At 40.9% G+C, this 18,544-nt stretch carries 20 protein-coding genes and 6 tRNA genes; 6 read left to right on the forward strand and 20 right to left on the reverse strand.

The features are described from left to right. Positions 1-600, forward strand: a 600-nt coding sequence (locus tag DXC04_RS15870; RefSeq protein WP_243112125.1) for a site-specific integrase, incomplete at its 5' end; no start/stop codon positions are given. Positions 601-838: 238 nt separating this feature from the next. On the opposite strand, the gene DXC04_RS08050 is transcribed toward DXC04_RS15870, so the two are convergent. Continuing rightward, on the reverse strand, positions 839-1,054 hold the full coding sequence (locus tag DXC04_RS08050) for a helix-turn-helix domain-containing protein (RefSeq protein ID WP_025656187.1): 216 nt from the start codon (positions 1,052-1,054) through the stop codon (positions 839-841). A gap of 111 nt (positions 1,055-1,165) precedes the next feature. Between DXC04_RS08050 and DXC04_RS08055 the strand changes: the two genes are divergently transcribed. Next, positions 1,166-1,483 (forward strand): hypothetical protein, encoded by a 318-nt coding sequence (locus tag DXC04_RS08055; RefSeq protein WP_118660729.1) that lies wholly within the window; start codon positions 1,166-1,168, stop codon positions 1,481-1,483. 158 nt (positions 1,484-1,641) lie between these two features. On the opposite strand, the gene DXC04_RS08060 is transcribed toward DXC04_RS08055, so the two are convergent. Continuing rightward, entirely contained in the window at positions 1,642-2,058 is a 417-nt protein-coding gene (locus DXC04_RS08060) for a helix-turn-helix domain-containing protein (protein ID WP_118660731.1), read from the reverse strand. A 159-nt stretch (positions 2,059-2,217) separates the two neighbouring features. On the opposite strand from DXC04_RS08060, the gene DXC04_RS08065 reads away from it, so the two are divergent. The 3 genes from DXC04_RS08065 to DXC04_RS08075 all read left to right on the forward strand — a co-directional run bounded on the left by DXC04_RS08065 (position 2,218) and on the right by DXC04_RS08075 (position 4,763). Continuing rightward, positions 2,218-2,538, forward strand: a complete 321-nt coding sequence (locus DXC04_RS08065) for a hypothetical protein (protein ID WP_118660733.1) — start codon at positions 2,218-2,220, stop codon at positions 2,536-2,538. 142 nt (positions 2,539-2,680) lie between these two features. Next, a complete protein-coding gene (locus DXC04_RS08070) occupies positions 2,681-3,514 on the forward strand; it encodes a rolling circle replication-associated protein (protein ID WP_173794097.1) in 834 nt (277 codons plus the stop codon). After that, positions 3,507-4,763 (forward strand): tyrosine-type recombinase/integrase, encoded by a 1,257-nt coding sequence (locus DXC04_RS08075; RefSeq protein ID WP_004845968.1) that lies wholly within the window; start codon positions 3,507-3,509, stop codon positions 4,761-4,763. The genes DXC04_RS08070 and DXC04_RS08075 overlap by 8 nt, the downstream gene beginning before the upstream one ends. A gap of 83 nt (positions 4,764-4,846) precedes the next feature. Here the strand turns inward: DXC04_RS08075 and DXC04_RS08080 are convergent. The 9 genes from DXC04_RS08080 to DXC04_RS08120 form a co-directional block, all read right to left on the reverse strand. Next, positions 4,847-4,933: transfer RNA gene (locus tag DXC04_RS08080), tRNA-Leu, on the reverse strand. 112 nt (positions 4,934-5,045) lie between these two features. Beyond that, positions 5,046-5,118: transfer RNA gene (locus DXC04_RS08085), tRNA-Val, on the reverse strand. Between the two features lie 42 nt (positions 5,119-5,160). Beyond that, positions 5,161-5,234: transfer RNA gene (locus DXC04_RS08090), tRNA-Asp, on the reverse strand. A gap of 3 nt (positions 5,235-5,237) precedes the next feature. After that, a tRNA-Ile gene (locus tag DXC04_RS08095) sits at positions 5,238-5,311 on the reverse strand. Between the two features lie 27 nt (positions 5,312-5,338). Next, positions 5,339-5,411: transfer RNA gene (locus tag DXC04_RS08100), tRNA-Thr, on the reverse strand. Positions 5,412-5,433: 22 nt separating this feature from the next. Next, a tRNA-Glu gene (locus DXC04_RS08105) sits at positions 5,434-5,505 on the reverse strand. A 166-nt stretch (positions 5,506-5,671) separates the two neighbouring features. Then, the gene (locus tag DXC04_RS08110) at positions 5,672-6,256 is read right to left on the reverse strand and encodes a TetR/AcrR family transcriptional regulator (RefSeq protein ID WP_021861186.1); all 585 of its coding nucleotides are present in this window, start codon (positions 6,254-6,256) and stop codon (positions 5,672-5,674) included. Between the two features lie 57 nt (positions 6,257-6,313). Then, positions 6,314-6,583, reverse strand: a complete 270-nt coding sequence (locus DXC04_RS08115) for an acylphosphatase (protein WP_118660735.1) — start codon at positions 6,581-6,583, stop codon at positions 6,314-6,316. 166 nt (positions 6,584-6,749) lie between these two features. Continuing rightward, complete coding sequence (locus tag DXC04_RS08120) at positions 6,750-7,286, reverse strand: HD domain-containing protein (protein ID WP_021861188.1); 537 nt, start codon at positions 7,284-7,286, stop codon at positions 6,750-6,752. 102 nt (positions 7,287-7,388) lie between these two features. Between DXC04_RS08120 and ymfI the strand changes: the two genes are divergently transcribed. After that, positions 7,389-8,120 carry an elongation factor P 5-aminopentanone reductase gene (ymfI, locus tag DXC04_RS08125; RefSeq protein ID WP_118660737.1) on the forward strand — a complete coding sequence of 244 codons (732 nt, stop codon included), beginning with the start codon at positions 7,389-7,391 and terminating at the stop codon, positions 8,118-8,120. A 142-nt stretch (positions 8,121-8,262) separates the two neighbouring features. On the opposite strand, the gene DXC04_RS08130 is transcribed toward ymfI, so the two are convergent. The 9 genes from DXC04_RS08130 to pstB form a co-directional block, all read right to left on the reverse strand. Then, a complete protein-coding gene (locus DXC04_RS08130) occupies positions 8,263-9,495 on the reverse strand; it encodes an MFS transporter (RefSeq protein ID WP_118660837.1) in 1,233 nt (410 codons plus the stop codon). 62 nt (positions 9,496-9,557) lie between these two features. After that, positions 9,558-10,349: a zinc dependent phospholipase C family protein gene (locus DXC04_RS08135; RefSeq protein WP_118660739.1), complete on the reverse strand. Its 792-nt coding sequence runs from the start codon at positions 10,347-10,349 to the stop codon at positions 9,558-9,560. Positions 10,350-10,435: 86 nt separating this feature from the next. Continuing rightward, complete coding sequence (locus DXC04_RS08140; RefSeq protein WP_118519559.1) at positions 10,436-11,173, reverse strand: peptidylprolyl isomerase; 738 nt, start codon at positions 11,171-11,173, stop codon at positions 10,436-10,438. Between the two features lie 44 nt (positions 11,174-11,217). Continuing rightward, complete coding sequence (locus DXC04_RS08145) at positions 11,218-13,980, reverse strand: YfhO family protein (protein WP_118660741.1); 2,763 nt, start codon at positions 13,978-13,980, stop codon at positions 11,218-11,220. Then, positions 13,967-14,926, reverse strand: a complete 960-nt coding sequence (locus DXC04_RS08150; protein WP_118660743.1) for a glycosyltransferase family 2 protein — start codon at positions 14,924-14,926, stop codon at positions 13,967-13,969. Before DXC04_RS08150 ends, DXC04_RS08145 begins: the two co-directional genes overlap by 14 nt. Before the next feature lie 126 nt (positions 14,927-15,052). Continuing rightward, entirely contained in the window at positions 15,053-16,393 is a 1,341-nt protein-coding gene (locus tag DXC04_RS08155) for a HAMP domain-containing sensor histidine kinase (protein ID WP_118660745.1), read from the reverse strand. 14 nt (positions 16,394-16,407) lie between these two features. Continuing rightward, positions 16,408-17,082: a response regulator transcription factor gene (locus DXC04_RS08160; RefSeq protein WP_021861196.1), complete on the reverse strand. Its 675-nt coding sequence runs from the start codon at positions 17,080-17,082 to the stop codon at positions 16,408-16,410. A gap of 25 nt (positions 17,083-17,107) precedes the next feature. Continuing rightward, positions 17,108-17,761: a phosphate signaling complex protein PhoU gene (gene phoU, locus DXC04_RS08165; protein ID WP_118660747.1), complete on the reverse strand. Its 654-nt coding sequence runs from the start codon at positions 17,759-17,761 to the stop codon at positions 17,108-17,110. Between the two features lie 3 nt (positions 17,762-17,764). Next, a complete protein-coding gene (gene pstB / locus DXC04_RS08170) occupies positions 17,765-18,514 on the reverse strand; it encodes a phosphate ABC transporter ATP-binding protein PstB (protein WP_117536925.1) in 750 nt (249 codons plus the stop codon). Positions 18,515-18,544: the final 30 nt, after the last annotated feature.

Below are 18,544 nucleotides of genomic sequence, written 5' to 3' on the forward strand. Positions count from 1 at the left end.
GGTCTTACATGGCAGGACATTAACCTTGAGGAACAATGCCTGACCATAAAACGCAGTATCCGCTACGACGGCATGAAACACAAAAATATTATCGGACCAACGAAACGGAAAAAAGTAAGGATTGTTGATTTTGGAGATACGCTGACTGAAATACTGAAAGCTGCCAGAAAAGAACAGCTCAAAAACCGGATGCAGTATGGCGAATTATATCACCGCAATTACTACAAAGAAGTGCATGTGAAAAACAGGGTATATTATGAATACTATCATCTTGACGGAACACAGGAAGTCCCGACAGATTACAAAGAAATCTCCTTTGTCTGCCTGCGACCAGATGGCTCTTTGGAACTGCCGAGTACACTCAGCATTGTATGCAGATCAGTGGCAAAGAAGCTGGAAGGATTTGAAGATTTCCATTTTCACCAGTTGCGTCACACTTATACCAGCAATCTGCTTTCCAATGGAGCTGCACCGAAAGATGTACAGGAACTGTTAGGACACTCTGATGTCAGTACCACAATGAATATTTACGCTCACTCAACAAGAAAAGCAAAACGGGATTCCGCAAGACTTCTTGATAAAGTAGCGAGCAATGCTTAACTAAAAATTTCCCTTATTTCCCTTGCGGATTCCGCATAAGGGCAAAAATAAGGGAAAATACATATCATTTCACTATTTAATGGGCTGAAAAGCCTGTAAAATAAGGAAAGTTCAGGAAATCTCTCCACAAATTCCGATTTGTCTGTTTCATGTTATACACAGTATAATTCCATTTTATAAAATATTCAATTAAAAAGGTATGCGAATATTTTTTATTTCCGCATACCCATTTATCACTTTATTCTTTTACATATCGAATTAACTCACCAATTTCACATTCAAAATAGTTGCATAGTTTACAGATTAAATTTGCGTCCAGTCTTTGAAATTCATTTCTGCAATATCTATTGAAATTTGACCTCGGTATGTCAAGTTCCTTACAAATCGTATTCTTACTGATACCTTTTTCTTGTAACAGTTCTTCTATTCTTAATTCTAAATGTCCATAATTCATGTTCCGCACCTCTACATAAAGTATATTTATTAAATCTTTATGTAGTAATTCACTATATAGTGAGGTACTATATAGTCAGTCCTTTGTTAATAACACAAAAGAGGTATGTACATGAAAAAGAAAATCATAGCAACAATCACAATGCTCTGTTTACTGACCGTTCTCTATAATTATCTCAGACTGCCGGACTATCATATTACTAACAGCATGTCCCTTAGCAGTGCAGATACCAGAGATACTGAATTGACTGTAATTGTTTACAAATGTTGGGGAATTGATGGAGTAATCAAAGACATTGAAAACGAACATAACAAAATTAACGGTACACCTACCACCTTGGAAATCAAGCTCTATTATCCAACTTATTACTTGCACAATAATAGCAAGCCATTCCGAACTACAACCATTGAATATAATAAAAAAGAATAGCACTCTATTACTGCTTTTGAAGTAGTATCGGCTATTCCCTCTCCTTATATTCTTTTGTTCGTATTTTCGCAAACTAACGTTCCGCAAGGATGCCCAGTGCGACGGTTCCTAACAGGGCGGCGGGTCGACTGGGCAAGTGGACGGCTGGGAAGCATTTTCTACTCAACAACATATTTAACGTTTGATTCTCTCCGTCCCTCATATTTCTCCTGTGCTAACAGTTTATCAAGAAATGCTGACACTTCTTCCATGTCTTCACTGTCTATCAAATCCAGTTTTATCAATACATCAAGGTCTGTCTGATTCTTCGGTTGTATTGAGATCGGCTGAGATGTATCCACAACCACTTTCAACTTTTTTGTCTTATTTGCTGTTTCAATGTCCGTAGTTAATCCCATAACGTGGCTTTTACTCACGCCGAATATCTGTGATAATTTTTCCCATATAGATTCATCTCTCGGCGTTCCGTTTCCATTTTCATAGTTCGTAAGCATACTTTGTGAAATGCCTAATTCTTTTGCAAGTTCCGCAACGGTTATATTCTTTTCTTTCCGCAATTCTTTTATTTTATTCATAGCGAACCTCCTTTATAAGCACATTATATTTCATCAAATTTTCTCTGTCAATCTTTTTATCGGATATTCAGATATTTTCTATTGACATTCTGCTACGCTTGTTTTATCATAAGGTTATCTTAATATCTGATAATCAGATATATATAAGGAGGTGAAACGATGATTAGAGGAAATGACTTTATTTTAAATCCAGACAAACTGCAAGAGGACTTTCAGTTAGTAGAAGTTTCTGACTGGGTAGACTTTTCTACAAAAGAAAAATTAGGATTCTACTATACAGTTCTTCTCCCAAAATTAAAGTTTGAAAAAGTCAAAGTAGGCATTAAAGCTAACACAGCGATTGTTACCAACGAAGAACTTGAACAAAAAGGGCAGATTCCAGTCTCATTTGATGGATTACATACTTGGGCTAGTCTCTATAATGGACGTCTTTCTGTCAAAGCAGAAGCTTCTAATATCAGAAAAGTGGGAATGAAATAATTTCCCTACTATGTCAGCCAGTCAGTGCCGGACAACGTCATAGGTGCTGAACTGGCTGACCTCTATACTTGATATATAAAACAACATCTTCCGAAAACAATCGGAACATTCATTACAAAAATTGGGATATGAGGTGAGATTCGTGAGCAAAACAAAAGAGTGTTTTGCATACAATACGAAAATCATTGAAACTCCTACTACAAAAGAAGTATATATTTACGAAAACCCTATTTTTATTCACTCGAAAGAAAAGGCAGATTTAACAGACACAAGTAACCGAAAAAAATTTGATGAAATGTCAGCTCATAAGCAATATGACAGTTTAAAACGCAAGCAGAAGCATTACGAACAGGCTCGTTGGGATATTGCCCGTATTGTTGACTGCAACTTTGATAACAAAACAAAATTTGTAACGCTGACATTTAAAGAAAACATTCAGGAAATCCTGATAACTAACCGAGAATTTAAGTATTTTATCCAGCGATTAAATTATTATTTGTACCATACCAAAACCCAGTTATTAAAATACCTTGCAACGTGGGAGAAACAGAAGCGTGGAGCAATCCATTATCATGTTATTTTCTTTGATTTTCCGTATATAGCAAAAGAAAAATTACAGAATTTATGGTCACATGGATTTATTAAAATCAATCGCATTGATGTAGACAGCAAAGAAAACAGAGGTCGTTATCTTAGCAAGTATTTTGGAAAAGACCTTGATTTGAAAGAACATAAGAAAAAAGCCTTTTTTAAATCTCAAAATCTGAAAGTTCCACACGAAACAAAAGTCATGCTGACCGAAGACATTTTACATGACTTACAAAAAGAAAATATCGTCTTTCAGAAAGAATACACAAGGCAAATTTACGATACCAACGCTTTCTTATCTACTGGTTCATGCTTAAAGGACAGCAGTGTTATCTACATCAAAATTAAAAAAGAAAATCCTTGCGTAAAGGGGGAATCTTATGGATAATCCCGTTACGTTTTCAGATATAACATTATTGAATACGTTAGCCACCTGTGCTAACATGACCACAGATGAAGTCTTCAAAGATTTTAAAATTATGGCAAATAAAAAAATCTTGAAGAATCACAAATATGAAATTTATTACTCGGAATCAGAAAAAAGCTGGCGTACTTATTTACCCGATGAAACCAAACCTAACAAACGCCGTCCTGTTAAGAGGAAGAGTAAAGAGAACCTTGAAAAAGAAATCATCAGATTTTATATCGAAAAGCAGAAAGCTGAAAACCGTCAGAATGTCACACTAGAAGAATTATATGCTGAATGGCTTTTGTATAAAAGAGATTATACTTCCGTAAAAGCAAAAACAATTCAAGAATATGTATCTGAATGGAATAGATTTTTCAAAGATACAGAACTTGTTAAAATGAAGATAGGCGAAATCAAACCAATCACGCTTATCCGCTTTTTCAGAGAAGCTACAAAAGACCGACAGTTCACGCACAAGCGAGTCAGTAATGCCCGTTCTGTTTTGAATGGAATAATGAGTTATGCGATCGAAGAAGAAATTATATCACATAATCCTGTCTCTGATGTGAATTTCAAACAGTTTACCTATAAGCCAGTAGAAGTACAAAGTGACAATGTATTTTCCCGTGATGATACGCATAAGTTATTAAATTATCTTCGGTGTATCATAGAGCCATATTCTCTTGCAATACAGTTATCTTTCTATCTGTTTATCCGTGTTGGAGAAACAAAAGCTATCCGTTGGGAAGATATTGACTACAATAACAGGCTTGTATATCTTCACAGACAGGCGACCTGTGAACGTACATTGAATGATGATTTAACATTCTCAAGCCGAAAAGTAAAAGTAGTAAATCAAATGAAAGGAAATACTTCTCATGGATTCCGTAAACAGTTCCTTACAGACGAAGCACTTAAAATTCTTCACAAAGCAAAGGAATTAAATCCAAATGGAATATATGTCTTTGAACCCAACGGCGAGATTATGACAACAGACAGCTTTAATCGCCGTTTGAAGAAATATTGCAAAGAAGCCGGTGTTCCTTATCATTCCAGTCATAAAATCCGCTTTTACAATGCTTCAACAGCTTTTGACGGAAATAATCTTACAACCCTTAGTTATTTAATGGGACATAGTGAGACAGCTACAACATTGCATTACTTGCGGAATGTCAATAAGAGGAAGAATGACAGGCTTGCTTTTCAGAATCTTGGTATTTCATCATAAAGTGTTCAAAGGTGTTCAAACATTTTAAAACAAAAAAATAAGAGAAACGCTGTAAATTCAACGTTTCTCCCATTTTTAACTAATGCCGCAGACCGGAATCGAACCGGTACGGGAGTATAAGTCCCGCAGGATTTTAAGTCCTGTGCGTCTGCCAGTTCCGCCACTGCGGCATACAAGGTGAATCGCGCCGATTCCGAAGGAATCGTGTGCATCGATGCGAAGCATCGCGTCACATTTCGTGATTCTAATACTTGCGAATCGTGACAAACTATTATCACGAAATGGGACCAATAGGGCTCGAACCTATGACCCTCTGCTTGTAAGGCAGATGCTCTCCCAGCTGAGCTATGATCCCATATCAAATTGTTATCGCTTACTCACATATGTGATAAGCAAGCGACCCAGAAGAGACTCGAACTCTCGACCTCCGCCGTGACAGGGCGGCGCTCTAACCAACTGAGCCACTGGGCCATATGGACCTTCGGGGACTCGAACCCAGGACCGATCGGTTATGAGCCGATTGCTCTAACCAACTGAGCTAAAGGTCCAAATCATTAAGTCCCTGTTAGGAACTAAGCCGATGATCGGACTCGAACCGATAACCTGCTGATTACAAATCAGCTGCTCTGCCAATTGAGCCACATCGGCATCTTCCCAATTACTTGGGTAATGACTCCAACGGGAATCGAACCCGTGTTACCGCCGTGAAAGGGCGATGTCTTAACCGCTTGACCATGGAGCCAAAAGATACATTATCGTGTCGATCGCTTAACATGTTACTCACGCGACCGAGTTATATATTAACATATCATTTTTATTTTGACAAGGGTTTTTTGAAATTTTTTTATTTTATTTTCCCAGAATAATTTCTTCTCCCTTTTGCTGTATAGCTATCCGTCAAAATCTGCTTATGCCTTAAAGTGTTCCAGCATAATCGGCATACATTCTTTGCTGTATTCACCCAGCGAGTATACTCCTTTGTTCAGACACCAGTCGGATACAAGTGCACGCTCACACATCGCATAATACTGGGTAATCTCACTTATCGGCATGTCACTGCGAATCTGTCCTTTCTTCTGCCCTTCATCCACAATCTTCGTTACCAGTTTATAATAACTTCGGTTCTGATCCAGCAAATGTCTTTCTCCCTGAGCCACAAGCTGTGTCGAATACAAAGATGCCAGCAGATCAATGCTGATCTTCTCTTCCATCATAGAATGTGCTTCATAATTTATATATAACAACTTATAAAAACTGTTCATATTGGCATCCATCTTTACTTCCAGTTCTTCATAGAAATCATCCAGGATCATAGACAATGTGTTCAACAGCTCATCCTTTGTATTAAAATAATAGTAAAAAGAACCTTTTGATGTTCCAGATAATTCAATAATATCGTCTACTGTCGTTCCATTGTATCCCTTTTCGTAAAACAACTGCCACGCAGCCGTTACAATTCTGTTTTTTATGCTCTCTTTTTTTATCTTTTCCATCTTAAACACTCCAACTTATATCTTTTAATGTTCTTTTTCTATTCCGAACTGCATCCATCACCGTACATAAAAACAACTCTCCGGTTCCACCGGTATATTTTCCGTGTCGATCCATTCAATCTCTATGAAGCTATTGCGGTTCAGTCCTTCCTGGAGCTTATGGATCATCGGCTCTCTGCCCTGAATCTCCATTATAACCGTACCGTCAAATTCATTTTCTACCCAGCCGGTCAGTCCAAGTGACTGTGCCAGATATTTGGCGGTATAACGGAATCCTACTCCTTGTACTCTTCCATGAAATACAATCCTTTGGCGAATCTCAGCCATATTATCTGCCTTTCTTTTAAGATGCCATACGCATTATTCCGTACTTCCACAATTCTGTCCGACGTTGATATATCGTGGTTTCATACTTTTACCCCTGACATCATATACTATATTACTTTATCACGTTACAAAATTCAATCGAAAAAAACTATTCATTTTCTAAGATTTATTCAAAATTCTTTGCCACAAGACGGCAGTACTCTTCATACGCCTCTACACCGGCAAATGCTTCTCTCAGAGAATCTCTTACTCCTTTATAATACCAGCCGATGATCTCTTTGTCTTTCATGCGGAAGCGTTCCCAAAGCTTCTCTCCGTCAATCGGATAATCACGGTCAATATCCCGCATATTGGACAGCTTGTCTGCCAGTGCGATCATCTGCACTTCTTGCGGCGCTGTACGCAGGTGCTCGATCGTAGCGCTTTTGCGCTCCATCCATGTTCTGGACTTGTCTTCGCTCTCCTGTGCAACCATTCCTGCCACTCTCTCTGAAAAAAGCTCGGCCAGCATCCTTTCTGTCACGCCCTCACAGTCTTCTATCGTGTCATGCAGAATAGCCGCGCTTATAACTTCTTCATCCGTCGTCATCGTTGAAACAATATCCCCGACTTCTATCGGGTGGACGATATACGGTCTTTTCGTTCCTTTTCGAAATTGTCCGTCATGCGCCTTCGTTGCAAATTCTCTTGCTTTGTCTATCATGCTGGTTTCCTCCGTATGAATTTCTTCTTTCATGATACCATTTACAACTTTAAATATCAATCACGAGACAGTATAATAATATCCGTAAGGAGGATTCCGATTATGAACAAAACAATTCTTGTCACAGGCGCTTCCCGTGGGATTGGGCGGGCAATCGCACATGCATTTGCAGACTGTGGCTACCATGTATTTTTAAATTGTAACTCATCTGTAAAACAACTCCGGGAAGTACAGCAGGAGATAGAAGCACAATATCCAGGTGCCGCAACCTGCGTACCTGGCAATATTGGCAATCCAAATGATGTCCGCAACATCTTCAAAAGCATTTACAACGAATGTAATGCCCTTGATGTGCTTGTCAACAATGCAGGTGTTTCCCATCTTGGTTTGTTAAGTGACATGACCGATGACGAATGGACCCGTGTGATACAGACCGATCTGTCTTCTGTTTTCTACTGCTGCCGGGAAGCCATCCCGAAAATGGTATCCAGAAAATCCGGACATATCATTAACATTTCTTCCATGTGGGGCGTATCCGGTGCATCCTGTGAAGTTGCTTATTCTGCTGCCAAATCAGGTGTCAACGGACTGACGCGCGCACTTGCAAAAGAACTTGCGCCAAGCCAGATCCCGGTAAATGCCATTGCATGCGGTGTCATAGATACCGTTATGAATCAATGGCTTAATAAGGAAGAGCGCAGAGAATTAGAAGAAGAAATTCCAGCCGGCAGATTTGCCACACCGGAAGAAGTTGCCCAGGCAACGGTAAATCTTGTCAATTCACCGATTTATCTAACCGGACAGATCATCGGCCTGGACGGCGGATATTTGTAAACCCTGTTGAAATGTACGTTGCAAGACATAGCAAAGGCAGCTGCCATTGGCAGCTTTCTCCAGATACTATGACAATACAGAAGAAAAGCCGGTATGCGAACACAAACCTCGCATACCGGCTTTTCTTCTGCCCTTTCATCTCTTATGCTCTTACCGCTTTCTTAAATAAAATGTATCCAATAACGAACAAAACTGCTATCACCGCCACGCCTGCGTTTGCCACGCCGGTCACCTGCGCCACTATTCCGACAAGCGTTGTGCCCATAAAGGATGCTCCTTTTCCGCATATGTCATAAATTCCAAAATATTCCCCGGATTTTTCTGCCGGAATGATCTTCGCAAAATACGACCGCGCCAGTGCCTGAATCGCTCCCTGGAACATACCGACCAGTACAGCAAGTGTCCAGAATTCCCACTGTTTATCCAGCTGGATTGCAAATAATGCGATTCCGATATATGCCACAATACATACTCCGATCAGCCGCTCTGTCGGATATTTTCCAGATAATTTTGCACAGATCAGCGCACACGGGAACGCTACAATCTGCGTCACAAGAAGTGCCAGCAGAAGTCCTGTAGAGTCCAGTCCAAGCGCACTTCCGTAAGCTGTTGCCATCTCAATGATTGTATATACACCGTCAATAAAGAAGAAAAATGCCAGAAGATACCAGAAAATCTTCTTCTCTTTGTGCACATCCATAAATGTTTGTCCGAGGCGTTTAAAGCTGTTTTTTACCGAATGAGACGGCACGGCCACATAATTTTTCTGTCTGTAATTTCGAAGTAGCGGAATCGTTACGACTGCCCACCAGACTGCATTTAAGAAAAATGCGCCTGTCATCGCCATATGCATCGTGATTCCAATCTTCTCATACATTAACACGAGAACAAGCGACAGGATAAACGGAATACAGCTTCCGATATATCCCCACGCATACCCCTGGGAGGACACTTCGTCCATCCGGTCTGTGCTTGTTATATCTACCAGCATGGAATCATAGAAGATCAGGCTGGCATTGTAACCAACTTTTGCGATCACAAATACAGCAAGAAATATCACCCATGATGTTGGAAATGACATTGCCGCACAGCCGATCACTCCGACCATCATGCTGATGGTAAATAATGGCTTTTTGTAATTCTGCATATCTGCAATGGATCCAAGGACCGGTCCGATCACCGCCACAATCACAGTAGATACGGATGCCGCATATCCCCAGTATGCCAGATAATTGACTTCCGATATTCCGGCAGATTTTGCCAGATAGTTAAAATAGATCGGTATGATCGTCGCGATCAGCATTACAAATGCCGAGTTTCCCACATCATACATAATCCAGTATTTTTCCAGTTTTGTCAGTTTTTTATTCTCCATGTCTGTCCTCTTTTCCACTGTCTTCGCCTTTTTGTCCCTGTTTATCCACATTTTTTATTTTCTTACTCAAATGTACGGTTAAAACGCTGTTCCAGATCCTGTCCGTATTTCAGGCTTTCATCAAAACTTTCCATCAGCCGTACTGCGACATCTTCTGCTCTACGGAACCGTTTGTAAAGTCCGTAATTGCTCTCTGTGCAGTTTGAATTATCCTGTTTCTGGTGCATCAGATCTTTGCAGAATCCAAATCCCGGCACAACTGTAAATAACAGATTCAGAAATCCTCTTTTCAACGCTCCGGGCGCGCGCAGGAAACGTTTGACAAGTTTCAGCCACTGCAAAGACTCTTTCACTGTCTTTGGCGAAATATTTTCATAAAATGGTGCGATCGCCAGCGCAGTTTCTCTGTCTGCAGTGATCAGCCGGTCCAGGCGGTAAGCCAGTGGATGCTGTTTGTCTTTTTTTAGTAAATATTTCTCAAATTCGGATTCTATCGCAAGATGGGAAACGTGTTCCTTCTCCATCATCTCGCTGACATAAGGGTGACATTCACTGTCCAGTGTATAATGACAGATAAATCCCAGAAGATAAGCATACTGCGCGCTGTCTCTTCCATAATGGTTTACAACTTTCGCTGCATGCTCAAAGAATGGTAAAGCAGAAACGGCATGCAGGTGGTTTCCGTATTTTGCTACATCATTCCCGTGATATGGGCGGTAGAAAAATAAGATATCCGGTCCCTGCAGGCCGACTTCATACTGATTATAATATTTGAATATGATATTTTTTAATTCTCCGTCTGATTTTTCCGATACTTTCTCTCCGAAACGGTCGTGTGCATATAATGCTGGCATACCTTTGATCCTCCTGTTTCACTTTCTCCTCTAACTATATAAGGATAACAGGGAAAAGTAAACGGTTCTTCTTCAAAACGTAAAAACTATTTTAAATATTTATCTTTTAATTCTTTTACTTTCGCTTCATAAGCATCGTTCTGTTTTTTGCCTAATAACTGCTGATAAATCTGACCTTTTACTTCTTCGAATTCTGCTGTCTTTGGTTCATTTTTCTTTTCAACTTTGATCAGGTGATATCCGAACTGTGTCTTTACCGGTCCGACTACCTTGCCGATCTCTGCATCAAATGCTGCATCTTCAAATTCTTTTACCATCTGACCTTTGCCAAATTCGCCAAGGTCTCCGCCTTTTGCTCCGGATGGGCAGGTAGAAAATTCTCTTGCTGCATCCTCAAATGTCTTTTCACCTGCTTCGATATTCTTTAAGATTGTCTGGCATTTTTCTTCAGAATCTGTCAGGATATGTTTTGCGCTTACTGTTGCACCTTTGCCAAACTGTGCTTTATTTTCCTCATAGAAAGCCTTCTGCTCTTCTTCTGTTACTGTAATATCTTTTAACATATCTCTCATGGAAAGCTGTGCCAGAATGTCTCTTCTTGCTCCTTCCATGATCTCTTTGAACTCGTCAGTTTCATCCATCTTCTCATCTTTTCCAAGCTGTGCAAACAGATACAGATCAATAAACTGTTCTTTGTACTGTTCTCTGTACTGTGGATTCTGTGCATACATCTGCTGCTCTCTCGGAACACTCTTTAAATACGCTTCAAACTGTGCTTCTGTAAGTTCTTTTCCTGCCACTACGGCTAATACGTTTTCACTCATGATTTATTCTCCTTTTTTCCAGGTCTTCTGACCACGTAAGGGTATTATACCGATATCCTTTTTATTTGTAAAGAAATTAAAGCCATCCACCCGGCAAAAAGGAAAATTCCGGCAAATGAAACAAGCATGCCTGCCCTCTTCCCAGGTGCGTGATACGTTATTTTTACATGATGCGTTCCCGCTCCAATGCGAAAGCCTAGAAACGCTTTGTTTACCTTCTCTGTCTTCACAGTATGACCGTCTACTTTAACAGTAAAGCCTTTATCGTATGGAACAGACGTAACAAAATATCCATCCGCCATTCCTTTTACTGTTCCTTCGATCCGGTTACCCTTTGTACGTTTCCAATCCGTCTGGAATATATGATAAGAAAATGTCTGCTCTGTCTGTCCCATATATGCTTCAACATTTTTCACATCATAATCTCCGCTGTCCAGAAGAAGTTTCGCTTTTTCTTCTCCTTTGTTCAGCGCAACGGCATATGTGAACATTGTATTTCCATTATAATAAATATGCGTCTTTGCTGTCAGTTTATTGCGCACACCGTTAAGCCACACAGCGACATCTTTACCGCAGCGGTGATTCTTCACCTGGAAGCGGACGTAAAGAACTTCTTCCTCTTTTGCTTTCCGTCCAAAAGTTATCTCCTTCTGCGTCTGCTTTCTGGTGCGGATCTTCCAGAAGCTGCCAGATATATTAAGCTTCTCTATAACGTCTTTTTTCTTATCTCCAGTTGTCACATTCTGAACTTCTTTCGTTCCTGCTTTTACACTCTGTGCAGTCACATTGTGTATTTGTCTGTCTTTACTGCCTTCTGATTTTATACTTTGTACAGCCTGTGCTTCCTTCCCCTGCACAACGACAGCTTTCTCAAATACCGTCTGATTATATGGATACTTAAGGCTGTCATATTCCCTGTCCGAAATCGTCTGATCTGTTACATATGCCATCGGGAGTACCTCTTTATTTTCATAAACTGCCACTTTCCCATCCTGCATGATCTTCCGATATCCCGGTACATTTTTCTCTGAAAGGATATAACGCACACCCATCAGGGAACGGAACTCAGGATTCTCCGACACTGACTGCATCATCAAATTGCGGAATGGCTGTTCCACTCCGAAAGTATCTTTTCTGAAATTCTGATACTCTGTACTGTACGCTGAAGAATAAATGGATGACAGATACTGCTTTCTCCCACGGATACGGTTTAAATCTGCCGCCTTGAATCTGGAATTTCCGACCTCTTCAATGCGATACATTCCAGAATCGCCATTTGCTTTTTTCACCGCTTTTGTCATCTTCTTTTCTATTTTCTGTTCTAATCGGCTGTATGAACGGTTCGTTACTGTTTTATAAAATTCCGGTTCCAGAACGCGGGTTTTATTTGGCATACAGACAGTAAAAAATACAGCCAGAAAACAGACGGACGGAACGAGCAGCCACAGCTCCTGCCCTTTCTTTTTCCGGCAGACAGCCAAATAACAGAATGCAAGATAAAACACTAGCAATGCAATACCTTCTGCCAGCAATATAAAACTATATTTCGTATCTGTATGCCAGACAAAAAGCAATGTCACCAGATATGCTGCGGTACTTATCTTTACATTTACCTGTTTCTCTGTCTGTTTCTTTATGTATATGGCAATCATATAGCAGAATAATGGCAGAAATGGAATCCATACTTTTCCGCGAATATATAAGCCGCCGTTCAAAATCCATGCAAATGCCGGAATCACCAGAAGAACCAGACAGACCTGGCTTAACAGTCGTTCCTGCCATTTCCGGTAAAACAGCCCAGTAAGCAATACCGTAAGAAGAAGTGTAGTAAGTCCGACACCATAGGACTGATAGAACAGCTCTTTTACCGGCATTTTGGGAAATAGCAAATCTTTCCATGTATAGCCTGATTGGATATGATTTCCCTGTATGAGCGAATAAGTAGTCGGCACAAGCAGTATTCCGCTTAACAAAACGGAGATTCCCATCGAAAAAACGTACCCTGCTGCCGCTTTTATGAAATCTATCCAGACTGTCACTTTTGCCACGCCTTCTGCTTTTGCCACGCCTTCTGCTTTTTCTTCCATCTTTATATATCGGCACAGTCCGTATACTGCGAGCGCCAGCATCCCCCCGATACTGAAATAAAAGCTGGTAAGAATCATCCCCCAGACACCAATGATTAAAATAGTATGTGCTCTGACACCTTCCCGCACCGGATGCAGCTTTGCCTCTTCCCGGATGATTTTTACAAAGTCCAGATAGCGATCTGCGCCAAGAAAGGACAGTAACAGCCACGGCATGTAATTTACAAACATGATCTGGCTGTAAGACTGCACGATCATCGGCCCTGCTAACAGAAAAAGCAGGCTGACTCCAAAACAGATTTTCCGGTTAAACCCTCTGCAGCTCAGCCAGTAATGTAAAAGCATTACAGAAAGTGCAAGACTTCCCACACTGACTGCCATAATGTAATCACTCATGCTTACAAACGGAAACAGATATGACAGAAGGATTGCCGGACTGTACAGACCATAGTAAGCAAAATTATAAATATTCTGCCCACCGCCTGCCTGCAGTGTAAAATCCGGAAAGAAATTCCCGGTATCGTAAAACTGCTGACGGAACAGTTCCGGTATGACACTGTGCTGGCTGATCCAGTCTACTTTTGCGCCAAAGATTCCGTATCTTCCGGCAAAAAACCAGCATGCCCCCACACTTAATAATGCCAGTAAAATATACGGCAGCAGTTGTTTCCACTGCTGCCTGTTTTTCCATATTTTTAAATATTCTTTAGACCATATCATGCTTTAACCCCTTATCCGGTTCGCTTGAATCTTTCAGGATAAAAATCGGTCTGCGCTTTGTCTCCAGATAAGTCTTGGACAGATATTCTCCAACAATTCCGGTACACAGAAGCTGCACACCACTGACAAGGAAGATAATACATGCCAGCGATGGCCAGCCAGAAACCGGATCTCCCCAGATGCATGTCCGCACAACGATCAGAATGATCATCAAAAAGGACACTACGCAGAAGATTACACCGATCACGGAAGCAAGTGACAACGGAGCTACGGAAAATCCTGTAATTCCTTCCAGGGAATAGAAAAATAATTTCTTCATGGACCACTTCGTCTCTCCTGCGGAGCGCTCAATATTTTCATATTCCAGCCATTTTGTACGAAAACCTACCCAGCCGAAAATTCCCTTGGAAAACCGGTTATATTCGCTCATTTTCAGCACGGCATCTACCATATTTCTTTTCATCAGACGGTAGTCTCTGGCACCGTTTACAATCTCTGTTTTGGAAATACGATTAATAAATTTGTAAAAGCTTTCAGATAGAAAGGAACGGATCTTCGGCTCTCCGCTTCTTGTAGAACGCCTCGTTGCCACACTGTCATAATCTTCTGTCTGTAAAATCTCATACATCTTTGGCAGCAGTGACGGCGGATCCTGCAGATCCACATCCATAATTGCCGCATACTCTCCCGTGGCATTTTTAAGTCCTGCATAGATTGCCGCTTCTTTTCCAAAATTTCTTGAAAAAGAAAAATACTGACACCGTTCATCCTTCTCATGCAGTGTTTTCATCTCTGCCAGCGTATGATCTGTAGATCCGTCATCTACAAAGATCAGCTCAAATTCCTCTTCTTTCATCTGAGCCATAATCTTGCACATTTCTTTATAATAAATCGGAAGAGCCGCATCTTCGTTATAACACGGTACAATAATCGATATTTTATTCATAGGTGCAACCTCCTGTATATTTTAATTTCCAGCTCTTTGATACTTAAGCTATTTCCATTTCATACAGAAGCATACACATGAAATCTTAAGAACTTATTTATCATTCTCTTAAGATTTCCTAAATAATTACTGAGCACTTTCTTTTTTTTCTGCAAATGTAAGTTCCATGCGTGTTCCTTTTCCAACTTCACTGTCCACATGGATCTTAATATCATGCATGAGTGCACCATGTTTTACAATAGAAAGTCCGAGTCCGGTTCCTCCGGTTTCTTTGGAATGACTCTTATCTACACGGTAAAAGCGCTCAAAGATCCGCTCCACTTCATCCTTCGGAATCCCAATACCCGTATCCTGCACAATGACTTTCTTGCCCTGTAACGTCGTTCCTACCCAGACGCTGACAGAACCATTTTCTTTATTATATTTGATCGCATTTTCTATAATATTATAAAGCATCTCATCCAGCACCTGACGCACGCCTCTGAACATAACCGGTTCTCCGGTCATCTCTACATGCACATGTCTTGCAGAAGCATTGGATGCAAGGCGGCTGCAAATCTCTCTTGTAAGATCATAGAGATCTACTTCTTTTTTCTCCAGTTCAACTACACCTTCATCCAGTCTGGAAAGTTTGATGATATCTTCTACCAGCGTGATAAGCCTCTTTGCCTCATGGTAAATTCTTTCTGAAAATCCTTTCATGTCTTCCGGGCGCACCAGTCCGTCCTTCATGATCTCCGCATAACCGGAAATCGAAGTCAAAGGAGTCTTTAACTCATGGGAAACATTCGCCGAAAATTCTTTTCTCATCTGTGCAACCAGGTCTTTCTGTTTGTTCTGCTGATCAATCCTCTGTAAAAGAGGTGTCAGTTCTTCATATATCTCATTATCCAGCGGAGTCTCCAGATCCAGCGTGTTAATTGGATGGATCAGTCTTCCTACCTGCCAGCGCGACAGAAAATAGGCAAATACAATCATACAGAAAGCAATCAATCCCGTGAACGGCAGAATATTCATTGCTGTACGGAATACACTGTCCATGGATTTAGATACACGTAAGACACTGCCGTCGGACAGGCGCACTGCATAATAAAACATTTCTTTCTGCATGGTTTTGGATTCTCTGATATCCTGACCGGTACCGCTTTTTTCCGCCGCTTTTATCTCCGGCCGGTTCTTGTGATTCTCCCGTTCAATCGCATTTTCACCGGAATCATATAATACGGTCCCATCTCTTGCGATCAACGTTACTCTTGTCGTCCGGCGCACATCATCCATTTCTTTTAAATAGGATTCTCCTGTCTTCTCGATTGCCGTTTTAATATAATCCGCTTCCTGATGGATCTCATTTTCCATCAGATGTAATGTCTGTCTGTAAACAACAAAAGTAGTTATGACATACGCGATTAACAGCGTTGTCATAACTACCAGTGTCATACTATTTTGTATCTTGTTCTTTAACTTCATAGTATCTCTGACTCCTATTCACTAATCCGGTATCCAACTCCGCGAACGGTCTCTACACGTTCGCCACACTTTCCCAGTTTCTGTCTTAATGTCCGGATATGTACATCTACCGTTCTCGTCTCACCGTCAAAATCATATCCCCAGATCTCTTCCAGCAGAGAATCTCTTGTCATAACAATATTCGGGTTCTCCATCAGTCTCTTCAGAAGCTCGTATTCTTTCAGCGTCAGGCCGACCACTTCACCGTCCGCTTTCACTTCGTGCTTCTTCGTATTAATCTCCAGACTACCGGACACAATGATATCTTCTGCTTTCTTCTTTGCCGCACCACTTCTTCTCAGCACTGCCTTGATACGGGATACCAGCTCCATCATGCCAAATGGTTTCGTCACATAATCATCTGCTCCAAGATCCAACCCTTTTACTTTGTCGTACTCTGCACCTTTCGCAGTGACCATAATTACCGGTATATCTCTTGTTTTGGAAGAGTTTTTCAAGCGTTTTAACAGCGAAATACCGTCCTCTCCCGGAAGCATAATGTCCATTAATATCAGATCCGGTGTCTCCAGTGCAAGCGCTTCAAGAAAGCTTTTTCCCTCTTCAAAACCTCTTGCCTGAAATCCTGTTGTCTCCAGCGTATATACTACTAATTCCCGAATGTTGCTGTCATCTTCCACACAAAATATCATCGTCTTCTCCTCGTTTTCCGTGGGGTTATACCTGGCTGTCCTTATGGATTCCGGTAATTGAAAATTCTACCCACTCTGCAATATTTGTCGCATGATCGCCGATTCGTTCCAGATATTTAGCAACCATGATAAGATCGATTGCCTTCTTGCCTTGCACACCTTTATTATCAGAAATAAAATTGATCAGCTCCTGCTTATTTTCCTCAAACAGACGATCCACTGCATCATCCGCTTCCATTACCTGTCTGGAAAGCTCCAGATCTTTTTCTACATAGGCATTCACACTGTCACGCACCATCTTTGCAACGGATTCTGACATCTGACCGATCGTCTGGATATCTGTTACTTCTGACTTATTCTCAGAAATAATGATTTCCGCAATATCTGATGCCTGATCACCGATTCGTTCCATGTCGGTGATCATCTTAAGAGCCGCAGAAATCTGCCTTAAATCTCTTGCCACCGGCTGTTGCTGCAAAAGAAGTTTCAGGCACAGTCTCTCAATATCTTTTTCCATCTGATCAATCTCTTCATCCGCACGAATGACTTCTGCTGCCTGTTTTAAATCTCCTTTTTTCAGTGCCTCTGTTCCTCTGTTGATTGCAACTTCACATAATTCACCCATATGTGTGAGCTGCTCATTTAATAAATCCAACTGCATATCAAACTTATTACGCATATCTTAACCAAACCTCCCTGTAATATAATCTTCTGTTCTCTTATCTGATGGAATCGAGAACAATTTCTCTGTTTCATTGTATTCAATCACTTCTCCTAACAGGAAAAAGGCAGTATTATCTGATACACGCACAGCCTGCTGCATATTGTGTGTTACCATGACAATAGTATAATCTTTTTTCAGTTCCATCGCAAGGTCTTCGATCTTCGATGTTGAAATCGGATCCAGTGCGGATGTCGGCTCATCCATCAGAAGTACTTCCGGCTGTACTGCCAGCGCGCGGGCAATACAGAGTCTCTGCTGCTGTCCACCGGACATTCCAAGCGCACTCTTTTTCAGACGGTCTTTACATTCATCCCAAATGGCCGCACTGCGGAGCGATTTTTCCACAATATCATCCAGTTTTGTTTTGGAATGGATTCCATGTGTTCGCGGTCCGAATGCGATGTTGTCATAGATACTCATCGGAAACGGATTCGGTTTCTGGAATACCATACCAACACGTTTACGAAGCAGGTTTACATCAATATCTTTATAAATATCTTTACCGTCCAGTCTTAAATCACCTTCGATCCGGCAGCCTTCTACCAGATCATTCATCCGATTGATAGATTTTAAAAGTGTTGATTTACCACAGCCGGACGGTCCGATAAATGCTGTGATTTTATTTGGCTCAATTTCCAGATTCACATCTTTTAACGCATGGAAATCGCCATAATAAAGATTCATATTACTAATACTAATTTTACTCATGACTGTTCCTCTTTTATTTTCCTAAATCTG

The organism is Dorea sp. OM07-5 (assembly GCF_003481355.1).
GTDB classification, from domain to species: domain Bacteria; phylum Bacillota; class Clostridia; order Lachnospirales; family Lachnospiraceae; genus Dorea_D; species Dorea_D hominis.

Excerpts from the sequence above, each read along its gene's own strand:
- DXC04_RS08120 (WP_021861188.1), bottom strand. The coding sequence starts at position 7,286 with ATGATAGACAAAGCAAGAGAATTTGCAACGAAGGCGCATGACGGACAA.
- ymfI (WP_118660737.1), top strand. The coding sequence starts at position 7,389 with ATGAACAAAACAATTCTTGTCACAGGCGCTTCCCGTGGGATTGGGCGG.
- DXC04_RS08150 (WP_118660743.1), bottom strand. The coding sequence starts at position 14,926 with ATGAATAAAATATCGATTATTGTACCGTGTTATAACGAAGATGCGGCT.
- DXC04_RS08065 (WP_118660733.1), top strand. The coding sequence starts at position 2,218 with ATGATTAGAGGAAATGACTTTATTTTAAATCCAGACAAACTGCAAGAG.
- DXC04_RS08130 (WP_118660837.1), bottom strand. The coding sequence starts at position 9,495 with ATGGAGAATAAAAAACTGACAAAACTGGAAAAATACTGGATTATGTAT.
- DXC04_RS08060 (WP_118660731.1), bottom strand. The coding sequence starts at position 2,058 with ATGAATAAAATAAAAGAATTGCGGAAAGAAAAGAATATAACCGTTGCG.
- DXC04_RS08050 (WP_025656187.1), bottom strand. The coding sequence starts at position 1,054 with ATGAATTATGGACATTTAGAATTAAGAATAGAAGAACTGTTACAAGAA.
- DXC04_RS08140 (WP_118519559.1), bottom strand. The coding sequence starts at position 11,173 with ATGAGTGAAAACGTATTAGCCGTAGTGGCAGGAAAAGAACTTACAGAA.
- DXC04_RS08160 (WP_021861196.1), bottom strand. The coding sequence starts at position 17,082 with ATGATATTTTGTGTGGAAGATGACAGCAACATTCGGGAATTAGTAGTA.
- DXC04_RS08145 (WP_118660741.1), bottom strand. The coding sequence starts at position 13,980 with ATGATATGGTCTAAAGAATATTTAAAAATATGGAAAAACAGGCAGCAG.
- DXC04_RS08115 (WP_118660735.1), bottom strand. The coding sequence starts at position 6,583 with ATGGCTGAGATTCGCCAAAGGATTGTATTTCATGGAAGAGTACAAGGA.
- DXC04_RS08055 (WP_118660729.1), top strand. The coding sequence starts at position 1,166 with ATGAAAAAGAAAATCATAGCAACAATCACAATGCTCTGTTTACTGACC.
- phoU (WP_118660747.1), bottom strand. The coding sequence starts at position 17,761 with ATGCGTAATAAGTTTGATATGCAGTTGGATTTATTAAATGAGCAGCTC.
- DXC04_RS08075 (WP_004845968.1), top strand. The coding sequence starts at position 3,507 with ATGGATAATCCCGTTACGTTTTCAGATATAACATTATTGAATACGTTA.
- DXC04_RS08135 (WP_118660739.1), bottom strand. The coding sequence starts at position 10,349 with ATGCCAGCATTATATGCACACGACCGTTTCGGAGAGAAAGTATCGGAA.
- DXC04_RS08155 (WP_118660745.1), bottom strand. The coding sequence starts at position 16,393 with ATGAAGTTAAAGAACAAGATACAAAATAGTATGACACTGGTAGTTATG.
- pstB (WP_117536925.1), bottom strand. The coding sequence starts at position 18,514 with ATGAGTAAAATTAGTATTAGTAATATGAATCTTTATTATGGCGATTTC.
- DXC04_RS08110 (WP_021861186.1), bottom strand. The coding sequence starts at position 6,256 with ATGGAAAAGATAAAAAAAGAGAGCATAAAAAACAGAATTGTAACGGCT.